Raw genomic sequence first — 13,052 nt, forward strand, 5'->3', positions numbered from 1 at the left:
ATTTCACTCGGCGGCCACCCGCCGCACTCTAAATTGCCGCCCATGAGCAGATAACAGGTTGGTTATTTTCAAACACCCGTTAGTGCACATGAATAATTTTTTATATCGGTATGTTCAGCAAAAAGACAGCGCCCCTGTGACACGCTTTTGCACATTCCTGCATAAGCGCTCTTCACTTGGCGCCCTGCCTAACTTGCTGCCGCCAGTTACCGGATTACGCCTGGAAGTTACCTATGGTGAATAGTGTGGTTGACCTGACTCTGAGCAAGTCTCGCTCGCGCTGGGCATTTATAAAACAGCTGAACAAGCTCTGGCTTGGCGTGGCGGCTATCGTGATGGTCAGCTTGGCGGTGACAGCGTTTATCTGGTGGCCACGCTCGCCCCTGGACCTGGGCGTGGGCCATCGCCTGCTCACTTCCGGCGCCCTGGAAGCCTGGCGCAACGGCGACCTGGTGGTGCTGGTGCGCCATGAAGAGCGTTGCGACCGCTCCACCAACCCCTGCCTGGGCCCGGCAGACGGCCTGACCACGCTCGGCTCGTTGTCTGCCACGGCTGTGGGCAAGGCCTTTCAGACCCTGGGCATGGAAAACACCGACGTCCTGAGCAGCCCCACCACCCGCACCGCGCAGACCTCGCTGTTCATGTTCGGCAAGGCTGAGTTGTCACCCGGCCCGCTGGCCATCTGCGGCCCTGCCATCGGTGAGGAACTGCGCCCCCACAAGCTGCCTGATCGCAACCTGCTGCTGGTCACCCACAGCGCCTGCATCAGTGACTTTGAGGAGGCGCTGGGCTTCGAACACGCCGCACACGCTGAATACGGCAGTGCGTTGTTTGTGAAGCTCCTGCCCAACGGCAAGTTCAAGGCCCTGGGCATTATGAACAGCAAGGACTGGGCCGCCGCACTTAAACAACTTTAGAACACTTCTTTACATTTAATCATTCAAGTTCGTTCAGCAAAAAGACAGCCAAGCCATGGCATCTTTTACAGTTTTAACTGGGCTTTTTTTCAAGAAACTCTTAGCTCACTAACTTTTCACAAGTTAACAACATGACGATGACTTTCGATGACTCATTGGACGCCGCCCATTTAACGAGCTTGACTAGGGCGCATGGATATTCAATTCCGCGCCCACTAACAGACTGTTTAAGGAATAACGTTCTGTGCCGCATTTTCACCCGACCCTGACCATCCTCCACCCCTCGCGCATGGCTGATCCAGCGCTCGCGCTGATCCACCGTCAATACCGCCTGAGAGTGCAATAGCCATGACCCGCCTTAAACCTTTGCCCGTATTGCTACTGGCATTCGTGATGTTCTATTTGTTGCCGTTGGGCCTGCACGGCCTGTGGATTCCCGACGAATCCCGCTACGCCCAGATCAGCCAGGAAATGATCATGAGCGGCAACTGGGTGGCGCCACATTTCATGGGCGTGCGCTATTTCGAAAAGCCCGCCGCCGGTTATTGGCTGATCGCGCTGGGCCAGGCGATCTTTGGTGAAAACCTGTTCGGCGTGCGCATTGCCTCTGCCCTGACCACCGGCCTGAGCGTCATGCTCGCCTACCTGGTTGCCCGCCGGTTGTGGAACGACCCGCGCAAGAGTTTTGCCTGCGCCCTGCTCTATATGAGTTTCGGCCTGGTGGCCGGGCAAGCCGGTTACTCCAACCTGGACCCGCAATTTACCTTTTGGGTCAACCTGAGCCTGGCGGCGCTGTGGTTTGCCCTCGACAGTTCCACTCCCCGCGCCCGCCTCGCCAGCTGGACATTATTGGGCGTGGCCTGCGGCATGGGCTTCATGACCAAGGGCTTCCTGGCGTGGTTGCTGCCGGTGCTGATCGCCTTGCCTTACATGCTCTGGCAGCGGCGCCTCGGGGAGCTGCTGCGCTATGGCCCGCTGGCGATTCTGGTGGCGGCCGTGGTGTGCCTGCCCTGGGCCCTGACGATCCACCTGCAGGAGCCGGACTACTGGCGGTTCTTTTTCTGGCACGAGCACATCCGCCGATTTGCCTCCGACAACGCCCAGCATGCGCGGCCCTGGTGGTTTTACCTGCCGCTGATGGTGGTGTCCTGCCTGCCGTGGGCGGCACTGCTGCCGGCGACGCTGTGCAAGACCTGGAAGGAAAAGCGCCAGCCCGCCATCGTCTTCCTCGCGCTGTGGATGCTGTTGCCCCTGGGCTTTTTCAGCCTGAGCAACGGCAAGTTGCCGACCTACATCATGCCGTGCCTGCTGCCGCTGGCGTTGCTGATGGGCCATGCGTTGATCGACCTGCTGGCCAATGCCCGCACCCGTACGCTGCGCTTCAATGGCCTGCTCAACCTGGGCATCGGCCTGGCGGCGATGATCACGCTGATCTACCTGCAAATCGCCAGGCCGCTGTACGGCAACAGCCACAGTGAGATGTTCAACCTGTCCCTGACGTTCATCGTGCTGATGGGCTGGATGCTCGCCAACCTGCTGCAAGCGTTTCGCCCGCTGACGCTGTGGGCAATGCCGGCGCTGGGTATCGGCCTGCTGGTGGCGTTGTTGCCCGCCGGCATGCCGGCGCTGATCGAAGACAACGAGATGCCCGACCAGTTTGTGCTCCAGCACCTGGACGAACTGCAACAGACCCACGCACTGCTGAGCAACGAACTGGGCTCTGCGTCTGCCTTGTCGTGGCGCCTGCGACGGCCCGAAGTCGCGTTCTACGACACCGAAGGCGAGTTGCGCTACGGCCTGCAATACGCCGACTCGATGCACCGCAAGGTCGACCTGGACAGCGTCCAGGCCTGGCTCAAACAGGCGCGCCAGCAAGGTTCGGTGGGCGTGCTGATGCGGGTCAGGAGCACCAGCGAAATGCGCGAAGCCGGGCAATTGCCGCTGGGGGGCAAGCGTTATTACAAGGGTGACCTGGAGATCATCATCTACCCCCAATTGCCGTAACACAGCCGCACTAATGTGGGGTGACCCATTCAACACTCATCCCACATCGGAACCGCTGCATGAACTTCTGGAAAACCGAACGCGGCGCCCTGCTGCTGCTCCTGGGCGTGTCTGCCGTGATTCTGCTGCTGGGCCTGGGCGCCCGCGACCTGTGGGGCCCGGAAACCCGCTGGGCAAACATCACCCTGCAAATGCTGCAAAGCGGCGACTACTTCGACCCGTACCTCAAGGGCACGCCGTATTACGACAAACCCCTGCCGTCGTACTGGCTGATCACCGGCCTGGCCAACCTGATGGGCGGCCTGGGGCCGTGGTCGCTGCGCCTGTCATCGGTGATCGCCGCGTGGCTGAGCATCTGGCTGGTCTACCTGATCGGCGAGCGCCTGTTCCGCAAGGGCACCGGGCTGATTGCCGGCTGGATGCTCGCGACCACCTTCTACTTCATCTTCTGGGCCCGGGTGGCCACGGCAGACGTGCTGACCGTGTGCGGTGTGCTGGCGGCCGTCTGGTGGTACTGGCGCGGCCCGGACGACACGCGGCTGGGGCGCTACACGGTGTTCTTCCTGTTGCTGGCGGTGACGTCGCTGTTCAAGGGATTGATCGGCTTCGTGCTGCCGGGCCTGGTACTGCTGCCGCACCTGCTCAGCGAACAGCGCTACAAGCGCCACCTCAACCTGCGCCTGGTGCTGGCGGTGATCATCGCCGGGGCGTTCTACGCGATCCCGTTTGTACTCTCCCATCTCTACGGCGCGCCCACCTACGGTGAAAGCGGCCTGGAACTGGTATTCCGGGAAAACGTGGTGCGCTTCTTCGACCCGTTCGACCACATGGGGCCGATCTACACCTACCTGATCTACCTGCCGGCCTACACCCTGCCCTGGGCCCCGTGCTGGATCCTCGGCCTGTGGCTCGCCGTGCGGCACTGGCGCGACACCCCGCCCAATACGCGCTGGCTGGTGTGGGGCCTGGGCCTGTTGTTTGTGTTCTTCACCGCCAGTGGCAGCCGGCGCAGTTACTACGTGCTGCCGCTGGTACCGTTCGCGCAATTACTGGCGGCCTGGTGGGTCAGCGAGCGTATCGCCCGCAAAGGCACGGTCGGGCGCGGCTGGTACCGTGGGTTCGGCATTGCCGCCGGAGTGATGCTGCTGGTGCTCGGGGTGGTGTATCCGTGGACCAATGGCAACGGCGGCGTGACCCGTTTTGCCGACGACGTGCAGGCCGAAGCGGTGAAAAGCGCGCCGTGGAATGAGTGGCAGATGGTGATGGTGGAAGTCGACAACAAGGTGCCGATGTACCTGCAAAACCACGGTGCGCCGTTCTACTACGTGGCTGAAACCCAGGACTTCCCGCGCGAGGGTGGCAGTGCAGCGTTCATGGCGTGGCTGGACAAAACCAGCGACCGGCACTTCGACCCGCAGCGCACGATTATTGTCGCGCAGTACACCAAGGACACTCCGGCACCGGTGGCCTACCTGGGCAGCGATCATCAGGTGATCAGTACCCAGCCGGACAATGGCGAGCGGTTGTTCCACAAGCGTGACGGTGGCAGCGTGGCGTTTATTCCGACAGCGCCGTGATCGGGGTTTTGGCGTTTAATCGGTGAAACGCGGCCAGCACGTCGTCGGGCTTTTCCAGCATCAGTTGGTGGCCGCAGTCGGGCAGCAACTGGAACGTGGCATTGGGTAGATGCCGGGCCAATGCTTCACCGCCGCTGGCCGGGGTCAGGCCGTCACTGTCACCGGCCTGTACGCTCACCGGCAAAGTCAGGGTGAGCAGTGCGTTGGCGTCTGGCCATTGGGCATTTTTCATCAGGGCCTTGAACATGTAGAGCGGGTTGCGTTCGGTGAGCTTTTCTTCGTAGGCGACCAGGGCGGGGTCGGCGGTGGCGTTCCATGCGGCCTGGCGGAAACCTTTGGCCAGCAGTGGGCGCAGCCATTCCAGGATCCAGGCGGGCAGGCGCATCAGGCCGCCGCTTCTGCCGGGGCGGTTCAGTTGGGCGCCCAGCAATAATGCGGACTCGATGGGGATCGCGGGTTTGGCCAGCAAGGTGCTGAGGGTCAGGCCGGTGCCGAAGGAGTGGGCGATGATCAGGTTGCGGGAGCCGCCGTAGCGTTTGAGGATTTCCAGGTAGTCGGCGACCAGCTCGGGCCAGGCGTAGGCCTCGGGGTTGCGGGGTTTTGCGCTGGTGCCGTGGCCTAGCAGGTCCCAGGCGACCAGGCTGTAGCCTTCTGTTTTCAGGGCTTGCCATTGATGGCGCCATTGGTCCTTGTTGCCGCCGGCGCCGTGGCAGAAGAACACCACCGTGTCGGGTTGGGTGGTGCCTACGTGATGGGTGAGACTCAGGCGGCGGTTGGGGCGGATTTCCAGTTGTTGGCCACGGATCAGTGGCAGGTCATCGAACGTGGTGGTCATGGGGTTTATGATTCCTCGGTGGCTTGGATTGGGGGCATATCCGTTTCTTCGGTTATGGCCGCTATGGGTTCCGCTCTTACAGCGGCTCACTTTTGAACAGCGCAAAAGTAAGCAAAACGCTCTTGCCCCACCACTCGGCACCTCGCTCAGGCTCGGTGTGCCCTCACTCCGGCATTACTACGCGGGCCGCCGCGACGGGGCGTCCCTGCCCCGTCGCGGCTAAACCGGCGTCCTGCCGGTTTACCCGCTCCGTACTACCTGCGTTCGGCCAGCGTGGTTTAACGGGGCGCCTAAGATCAAGATCAAAAGCAGATCAACAGCACAGCGGCCTACAGGCCGGCTTGAGTGGTGTGAAGCAAAGGCAAAAACAAAAATCAAAAGCGGGCACGGTCCAAATGTGGGAGCTGGCTTGTCGGGTCGCCGCATCGCTGCGATGGCATCAACTGGGTGTACCTGAAAAACCGAGGTGTCTGCATCGCAGGCAAGCCAGCTCCCACAGAAAAGCAGAGCTGCATCAGTTTCAGATTTGGTTTTCGCTTTGGCTTTTGATCTGGCTTCTACCACTCAAGCCGGCCTGTAGGCCGCTGTGCTCTTGCTTTTGATCTTGATCTGGCTCTGACTGCCCCACTCAGCCCGAGGCCGAACGCAGGGATTGAGGAGCGGGTAAACCGGCAGGACGCCGGTTTAGCCGCGACGGGGCAGGGACGCCCCGTCGCGGCGGCCCGCGGAGCAATGCCGGAGTGAGGGAACACCGAGCCTGGGCGAGGTGCCGACAGGCGGGGCAGAGCCCTTTGCTTACTTTGGGGCTTTTCCAAAGTGAGTCGCTGTAAGAGCGAAACCATAAGCGGCCGTTACCTAAATAACGGATATGTACCCCAAAAGCTTCCACGAATCAGATCGCCTCAGCCATCAACAACTCCCGCGTATACGGATGCCGCGCATCCGCAAACAGCGCCCCCGTCTCCCCCTGCTCCACCACCCTCCCCCGGTGCATCACCGCAATCCGATCACACAACCGCGCAGCCACCCGCAAATCATGGGTAATAAACACAATGCTCAACTTCAACCGCCGCTGCAGCGACTCCAGCAACTCCAGAATCTGCACCTGAACCAGCGCATCCAGCGCCGACACACACTCGTCAGCAATCAACACCTTGGGCTCCACCGCCAACGCCCGGGCAATTCCGATCCGCTGGCGCTGCCCCCCCGAAAACTCATGGGGAAACCGCTCAAACGCCGCTGCCGGCAACCCCACTAATTCCAGTAACTCACGCGCTCGCCGTTCAGCATCAACCCGGGAAACCCCTTGCACCAAAGGCCCGGTCATAACGATCTGCCCCACCGTCTGCCGCGGATTGAGCGACGCAAACGGGTCCTGGAAAATCATCTGCACCTCACGGCGCAATGGCCGCAGCCGCCCTTCAGGCAGCCCCGCCACCTCGCGCCCCAACCACTCGATCCGCCCGCTGTCGGCGCGCAACAAACGCACCAGGCACCGGCCCAGGGTCGACTTGCCCGAGCCCGACTCCCCCACAATCCCCAACGTCTCGCCTTCACGCAATTGCAGCTGAACCGCGTCCAGCGCCTGGGTGGTTCGCCGCCCCCACCAACCGCTACGACTGCTGAAAACCTTGCCCAATGCCTCGGCCTTCAACACCACCGGACCGGCGACCGGCACACGCGGCACCAGCGGTTGCGCCGACACCGCCGCCAACAATTGCCGGGTGTAGTTTTCCCGGGGCACACGCAATACCGCCGGCGCCGTGCCCTGCTCCACCACCCGGCCTTTTTCCAGTACCAGCACCCGGTCGGCAATCGCTTCGACCACGGCAAAGTCGTGGGTGATAAACAACAGCGCCATGCCCTTGTCCTGCTGGATCTTGCGCAGCAGGTCGAGGATTTGCGCCTGAGTGGTCACGTCCAGCGCCGAGGTGGGCTCATCGGCAATCAACAATGCCGGATCAAACGCCAGGGCCATGGCGATCACCACCCGCTGACGCTGCCCGCCAGACAGTTCAAACGGATACGCCAGGCGCAGCCGCTCAGGGTCGGGCAAGCCGACATAGCCGAGCAAATCCACCACCCGCTGACGCCGCACGCGTGCCGCTGCCACGCCATGGGCGCGCAGGGTTTCATCGATCTGTTCGCCCACCCGCAACAGTGGGTTGAGGGCACTCATGGGCTCCTGGAACACCATGCTGATATCCCGCCCGCGCAGTTGGCGCATCGCCTCTTCACTGCGTTCAGCCAGGTCTTCATCCCGGAACACCAGGCGCCCGCTTTCCACCGTCAGCGGGGCCGGCAACTGGCGCAACAAAGCCTTGGCCAGCATCGACTTGCCCGAGCCGGACTCACCCACCACACACAGGCATTCGCCACGGTTCAGTTGCAGCGACAGGTCATACAGCGCATGGCTGCGGTCTGCACCGGCCGGCAAGGCGATACGCAAATGCTCAACACTCAATAACGTCATAGCGACCTCCCAGGCTCAAACGCCACACGCAAGCCTTCGCCCACCCGATTGACCGCCAGCACACACAGCACAATCGCCAGCCCCGGCAGGAAACTCATCCACCAGGCATCCCGCAGCAAGCCACGGGAGGCATTGATCATGTAACCCCAGCTCATGGCTTCCGGGTCGCTCAAGCCAAGAAACGCCAGGGCCGCTTCGGTGAGGATCGCCGTGGCCATGACAAACGTCATGGTCACCAACAACGGTGCCAGGGCGTTGGGCAAAATCTGCTGGGCGATGATCCCCAGCGGTGACTGGCCCAGCACCCGCGCGGCCTGCACGAATTCGCGCTGGCGCAGGGTCAGGAACTCACTGCGGACCAAACGCGCCACTGCGGGCCAGGCCACCAGGGCGATTGCCAGCACAATGGAGAACAAGGACGGCTCAAGAATCGCCACCAGAATCACCGCCAGTACCAGTTGCGGAATGATCTGGAAGAACTCGGCAACGCGCATCAGCACGCCGTCGACCCAACCACCAAAATAACCGGCAACGGCGCCCACCAGCAGGCCGACCACCAGGGTAGCCAGGCTGGCCAGGGCACCCACCGCCAGGGACACTCGCGCGCCGTACAGCAGGCCACTGGCGAGGTCGCGACCGAGCAGGTCACTGCCCAGCCAATGGGCAGCGTCGTGGAATGGCGTGAGCATCGGCTGGCTGTTCATCTCCCACGGCGAGCTGCTGGTAAGCCAGGGTGCAGCGATCGCCAACACCGTCAGCAACAGCAAAAACAGCGCACCAATCAGCGCCGACGACTGGCGTACAAAACGTCGAAGAACCAGCATCAGCCTTGCACTCCTGCACCGATACGCGGGTCGAGAAAACGACAGATCACATCGGTCAACACGTTAAAACCCACCACCAGGATCGAGATCACCAGAAAACCGCCCATCAATACGCCGTAGTCACGCTGGGCCAAGGAGTCGTACATCAAGCGGCCAATCCCCGGCCAGGAATACACCACCTCCACCAGCAACGCGCCGCTGGCCAGTTGGCCCAATTGCAAACCGGCAAAAGTCACCACCGGCAACAGCGCATTGCGCAATACATGCACGTAGAGAATCCGCCGTGGGTGCAGGCCCTTGGCATGGGCGGTGCGCACGTATTCCTGGCCGAGCGCGTCGAGCACGGCGGCGCGGGTCAGGTGGATGTACAAGGCGAGAAACAGCACGCTCAACGACACGCACGGCAGCAGCAGGTGCTTGAGCCGGTCCACCAGGGAGAAGTCCTGCGCCACCGTTTCCATGCCGAACGCCGGCAGCCAATCCAGGCTGACGGAGAACAGCAGGATCAACAGCATCGCCAGCCAGAACGGCGGCATCGCATACAGCAGCAACGCGCCGTGGGAGATCACACCGTCCAGCCAGTGACGCTTCTGCCGGGCCCGCGCGGCCAAGGTGCCGAGGGTGACGCCGAGCACCGACGACAGCAAGAATGCCGACCCCATCAGGGCCAAGGTCGCCGGCAAACGCTCGGCAATCAGCGACCACACCGAGGTCTGGTTGCGATAGGAATAGCCCAGGTCCAGATGGGCGATGTTGCCCAGGTAGATCAGCAACTGCTGGAGCAATGGCTTGTCCAGGCCCATGGTCTGGCGCAGGTGTTCGATGAACTGCATATCGTCCACCCCCGCCTCGCCGGCCAACAGCAGCGCCGGGTCACCCGGCGCCAGGCGGATCAGCAGAAAGCCCAGCACCAGCACCGCCACAATCATCAACAGCGCCTTGAGCAGGCGGCCGCTGACATACAGCAGCCCGTTCATGGCGCAGGTGCGTCGAGGTAGACGCTTTCGTAGTCTTCGTTAAGGCTGGTGGCGGTCTGCAGCAGGTTCTTCACCTCTTTGTGGAACAGGGTCGGGTAGCGCATTTCGAAGATCGGCGCGATCGGCAGGTCGGTGTTCAGCACGTTCTCCAGCTGGCTATAGAGCTGGGTACGCTCCGGACCTTCCGGGGTGTTGGCGACCTTGGTCCATAGCGCATCGGCCTCGGGGCTGTTGTAGCCGCTGACGTTGGCAAACGGCGAAGTCTTGAGGATGTAGTCGGAGCGGTACAGGTAGGCGTTGGTCAGGTACGGGTCGCCGATCTGGAAGATGAAGTTGTAGGTCAGGTCGAAATCCCAGTCGCTGACGCGCTGGAACCAGGTGGCCGCATCAGACGTCACCACTTGCACCTTGAAGCCCAGGGGTTGCAGGGCTTGCTTGGTGTACTCGGCCAGGCGCTCCCAGGCGCCGCCCTTCTCGCCGTTCAGCAGGCGAATCCGAACCGCGCCCACGTCCACGCCGGACTCGGCAATCAGCGCCTTGGCCTTTTTCACGTCATAGGTGTACTGCGGCAATTGCGGGTCGTGGTACGGCGAAGTGGACACGAACTGGCCGGGGGCGACCTTGCCCGAGCCGAAGAAGATGTTGTCGACGATGAACTGGCGGTTCAGTGCGTACAGAATTGCCTGGCGCACCTTGGGGTTGTTCAGCGGCGGCTTGCGCGTGTTGATCTGCAGGAAGGCCAGGCCGGAGTACAGCTCCCAGCCTTTTTCCGAGGACTGCACGTCCGGCAAGGCGGTCAGGCGCTTGAGGTCGGAATAATCGGCATCACCGCTGCGCAGCACTTGCACGTCGTTGCGCTCGAAGGCGGCCGCACGGGACGAGCCGTCCGGGATCACGTGGAAGATGATGCCGTCCAGGTGGGGCAGGCCCTTTTTCCAGTAGTCGGGATTCTTGGCCAGCTTGATATAGGCGCCGCGCTTCCATTCCACAAACACGAACGGGCCAGTGCCGACGGGCTTGAGGTTGTAGGGGTTGTTGCGAAAATCGGTGTTCTCGTAGAGGTGCTTGGGCACCACAGGCCGTAGCCCGCTGCCCAGGGCCGAGAGCAGCGGCGCAAAGGGTTTCTTGAGCTGGAAGACCACTTGCAGCGGGCCCTTGGCGGTGATGCTGTCGACGTACTCGGTGAAGACCCCGCCCAGGCGCTTGTCCACTTCGGGGTAGAAGGTCTGGAAGCTGAACACCACGTCATCGGCGGTGAAGGCATGGCCGTCATGCCAGCGCACGTTGTCCTGCAAATCGAAGGTGTAGGTCAGGCCATCCGGGGAAACAGTCCAGGCCTTGGCCAATACCGGCTTGGGCTTAAGGTCAGTGTCAAAGGTCAGCAGGCCCTGGAGGATCTTGCCGCTGACGTACTGGGTGGACACGTGGCTGACCACACCGTGCATCAGCGACGGCGGTTCGGGTTGGGCCACCAGGTTCAGCACGCCGCCGTCATGGGGTTGCGCCTGAGCGGTGCCGGCCAGCAGCACGGCGCCAAGTCCCAGGTATGAGAGGACGCGGCGAAAAGATAAAGGGCGCATGGAGACTCCTTGACTAAGGTTTTGTCAGGGATTTAGCAAGGGCTGTGCCATGGCACGACGGGCCGCGTTTGCGGGCGTCATGGGCCATGGCAGTGATGAAAAAACCACAGTGGCCGGGGCGAGTGTGGAAAAAGCAACAGCGGCTTGTGGCCCATTTGCAGCAAACACGAGGCTATGCCGGCTGGCACAAGGTTTGCCCTTGTTACGTCATCTGAACCACTGAGTTTGAAGCGCATGTCACTGGATTACCTGGGCAACCCCATCGACACCCTCAACCCCGCCACCCGCCAGGGCCTGGATGATTTCATCGGCGGCTTCCTCGGCTATCAGCCCCGCGCCGAGGGCATTCTGGCAGCGGCCGATGCCGACCCCGATTCAGCCCTGGCCAACGGGTTTGCCGGTTTGCTGCTGATGTTTATCGAGTCGCCCGAAGGCCCTGCGCTGGCCGAGAAATACCGCCAGCGGGCGGCGGCGGTGAATGCTCGGCATTCCCGGGCGCAGCTGTATCTGAAGCTGTTGCAGGCCTGGATCAACGATGAGTTGGACGAGGTGCTACGCCTCAGTGAACACCTGCTGGACCTTTACCCCCGGGACTTGTTTGCGGCCAAGCTCAACCAGTACCTGGAATTCAACCGGGGCAATTGGCCGGCGCTGCTGCGGATCGGGTTGAAGGCCACGGCGGGTGCGCCGGACATCGCCCACAGTCACGGGTTGCTGGCGTTTGCTTATGAGCAGTGTCATTTGCTGGAAGAAGCCGAAGCCAGCGCACGGGAGGCCTTGCGGTTGCAGGCGTCCGAGCCGTGGGCTCATCACGCGCTGGCCCATGTGATGCTGACCCAGGGGCGCATCGAGGAAGGCATCGGGTTTCTGGAGGAGGTGAAACACCACTGGGACGGGTTGAACTCGTTTATGTACACCCACAATTGGTGGCACCTGGCGTTGTTTTATCTGGCGCGTGGCAAGGACCAGCGGGTGTTGGAGATTTATGACCGGCATGTGTGGGGGATCTTGCCGGAGTACTCCCAGGACCAGGTGGGCGCGGTGTCGTTGCTGGCGCGGCTGGAGTTGGCCGGGATTGATGTGGGTGAGCGCTGGCAGGCGTTGGCGCCTTACCTGCAGCGTCGGGTCGGGGATGCGGTGCAGCCGTTTTTGAGTGTGCAGTATCTGTATGGGCTGGCCCGGGCCGGCAAGCCAGAGGCGGATCAGTTGCTGGCGGCGTTGCGGCGGCACAGCCTTGATGGGCGGCCGGTGTGGGGGGAAGTGACGTTGCCGCTGGCTGAGGGGTTGTTGGCCCATGCGCGGGGGGATGCTCAGCGGGCGCTGGAGCAGTTGGGGATTGCGCTGCCGCGCTTGAACGAGATTGGCGGGAGTCATGCCCAGCGGGATTTGTTTGCGCAGGTGGAGCTGGATGCGCGGTTGCGGGTTGGGGATTGGCTCGGGGCGCAGCAAACGCTGGAATTGCGCCGGCGGTATGACGGGCTGGATGTGCCGACGAATCGGGCTTTGGTGGGGGTGTATGAGGCTTTGGGGTTGCCTGAGCAGGCGCTGCGGGCGCGGGCGCGGATTGGGGGGATATCCGTTATTTAGGTAACGGCTGCTATGGGTTCCGCTCTTACAGCGGGTCACTTTTGAAAGGAGCCCAAAAGTAACCAAAAGGCTCTTGCCCCACCACTCGGCACCTCGCTAAGGCTCGGTGTGCCCTCTCTCCGGTACTACTCCGCGGGCCGCCGCGACGGGGCGTCCCTGCCCCGTCGCGGCTAAACCGGCGTCCTGCCGGTTTACCCGCTCCGTACTACCTGCGTTCGGCCAGCGTGGTTTAACGGGGCGCCTAAGACTGAGACTGCCAAGGCACACAGGGGATAGGA

9 protein-coding genes are annotated in these 13,052 nt (G+C 62.3%); 4 read left to right on the top strand and 5 right to left on the bottom strand.

Annotated elements, in window-relative coordinates; all coding sequences use genetic code 11:
* The first annotated feature begins 233 nt into the window (after positions 1-233).
* The 3 genes from MUM_RS0124595 (at position 234) to MUM_RS0124605 (ending at position 4,498) form a co-directional block, all read left to right on the top strand.
* A complete protein-coding gene (locus MUM_RS0124595; RefSeq protein ID WP_010175200.1) occupies positions 234-917 on the top strand; it encodes a histidine phosphatase family protein in 684 nt (227 codons plus the stop codon).
* Between the two features lie 348 nt (positions 918-1,265).
* A complete protein-coding gene (gene arnT, locus MUM_RS0124600; RefSeq protein ID WP_010175201.1) occupies positions 1,266-2,921 on the top strand; it encodes a lipid IV(A) 4-amino-4-deoxy-L-arabinosyltransferase in 1,656 nt (551 codons plus the stop codon).
* 59 nt (positions 2,922-2,980) lie between these two features.
* Positions 2,981-4,498, top strand: coding sequence for an ArnT family glycosyltransferase (locus tag MUM_RS0124605; protein WP_010175202.1), 1,518 nt, complete (start codon positions 2,981-2,983; stop codon positions 4,496-4,498).
* Here MUM_RS0124605 and MUM_RS0124610 read toward each other — a convergent pair.
* The 5 genes from MUM_RS0124610 to MUM_RS0124630 all read right to left on the bottom strand — a co-directional run bounded on the left by MUM_RS0124610 (position 4,479) and on the right by MUM_RS0124630 (position 11,187).
* A complete protein-coding gene (locus MUM_RS0124610) occupies positions 4,479-5,333 on the bottom strand; it encodes an alpha/beta fold hydrolase (protein ID WP_010175203.1) in 855 nt (284 codons plus the stop codon). The genes MUM_RS0124605 and MUM_RS0124610 overlap by 20 nt on opposite strands.
* A gap of 892 nt (positions 5,334-6,225) precedes the next feature.
* Positions 6,226-7,806, bottom strand: coding sequence for a dipeptide ABC transporter ATP-binding protein (locus tag MUM_RS0124615; protein WP_010175204.1), 1,581 nt, complete (start codon positions 7,804-7,806; stop codon positions 6,226-6,228).
* Positions 7,803-8,630 (bottom strand): ABC transporter permease, encoded by an 828-nt coding sequence (locus MUM_RS0124620; protein ID WP_010175205.1) that lies wholly within the window; start codon positions 8,628-8,630, stop codon positions 7,803-7,805. The genes MUM_RS0124615 and MUM_RS0124620 overlap by 4 nt, the downstream gene beginning before the upstream one ends.
* Positions 8,630-9,607 carry an ABC transporter permease gene (locus MUM_RS0124625; RefSeq protein WP_010175206.1) on the bottom strand — a complete coding sequence of 326 codons (978 nt, stop codon included), beginning with the start codon at positions 9,605-9,607 and terminating at the stop codon, positions 8,630-8,632. The genes MUM_RS0124620 and MUM_RS0124625 overlap by 1 nt, the downstream gene beginning before the upstream one ends.
* Positions 9,604-11,187: an ABC transporter substrate-binding protein gene (locus MUM_RS0124630; protein ID WP_010175207.1), complete on the bottom strand. Its 1,584-nt coding sequence runs from the start codon at positions 11,185-11,187 to the stop codon at positions 9,604-9,606. Before MUM_RS0124630 ends, MUM_RS0124625 begins: the two co-directional genes overlap by 4 nt.
* 234 nt (positions 11,188-11,421) lie before the next feature.
* Here MUM_RS0124630 and MUM_RS0124635 point away from each other — a divergent pair, with 234 nt between their 5' ends.
* Complete coding sequence (locus MUM_RS0124635; protein WP_010175208.1) at positions 11,422-12,774, top strand: tetratricopeptide repeat protein; 1,353 nt, start codon at positions 11,422-11,424, stop codon at positions 12,772-12,774.
* The last annotated feature ends 278 nt before the right edge of the window (positions 12,775-13,052 follow it).

This window comes from Pseudomonas sp. PAMC 25886, from assembly GCF_000242655.1.
Classification (GTDB): Bacteria; Pseudomonadota; Gammaproteobacteria; order Pseudomonadales; family Pseudomonadaceae; genus Aquipseudomonas.

Coding starts and splice junctions, on each gene's coding strand:
- MUM_RS0124605 (WP_010175202.1), top strand. CDS start 2,981: ATGAACTTCTGGAAAACCGAACGCGGCGCCCTGCTGCTGCTCCTGGGC.
- MUM_RS0124625 (WP_010175206.1), bottom strand. CDS start 9,607: ATGAACGGGCTGCTGTATGTCAGCGGCCGCCTGCTCAAGGCGCTGTTG.
- MUM_RS0124610 (WP_010175203.1), bottom strand. CDS start 5,333: ATGACCACCACGTTCGATGACCTGCCACTGATCCGTGGCCAACAACTG.
- MUM_RS0124615 (WP_010175204.1), bottom strand. CDS start 7,806: ATGACGTTATTGAGTGTTGAGCATTTGCGTATCGCCTTGCCGGCCGGT.
- MUM_RS0124630 (WP_010175207.1), bottom strand. CDS start 11,187: ATGCGCCCTTTATCTTTTCGCCGCGTCCTCTCATACCTGGGACTTGGC.
- MUM_RS0124635 (WP_010175208.1), top strand. CDS start 11,422: ATGTCACTGGATTACCTGGGCAACCCCATCGACACCCTCAACCCCGCC.
- arnT (WP_010175201.1), top strand. CDS start 1,266: ATGACCCGCCTTAAACCTTTGCCCGTATTGCTACTGGCATTCGTGATG.
- MUM_RS0124620 (WP_010175205.1), bottom strand. CDS start 8,630: ATGCTGGTTCTTCGACGTTTTGTACGCCAGTCGTCGGCGCTGATTGGT.
- MUM_RS0124595 (WP_010175200.1), top strand. CDS start 234: ATGGTGAATAGTGTGGTTGACCTGACTCTGAGCAAGTCTCGCTCGCGC.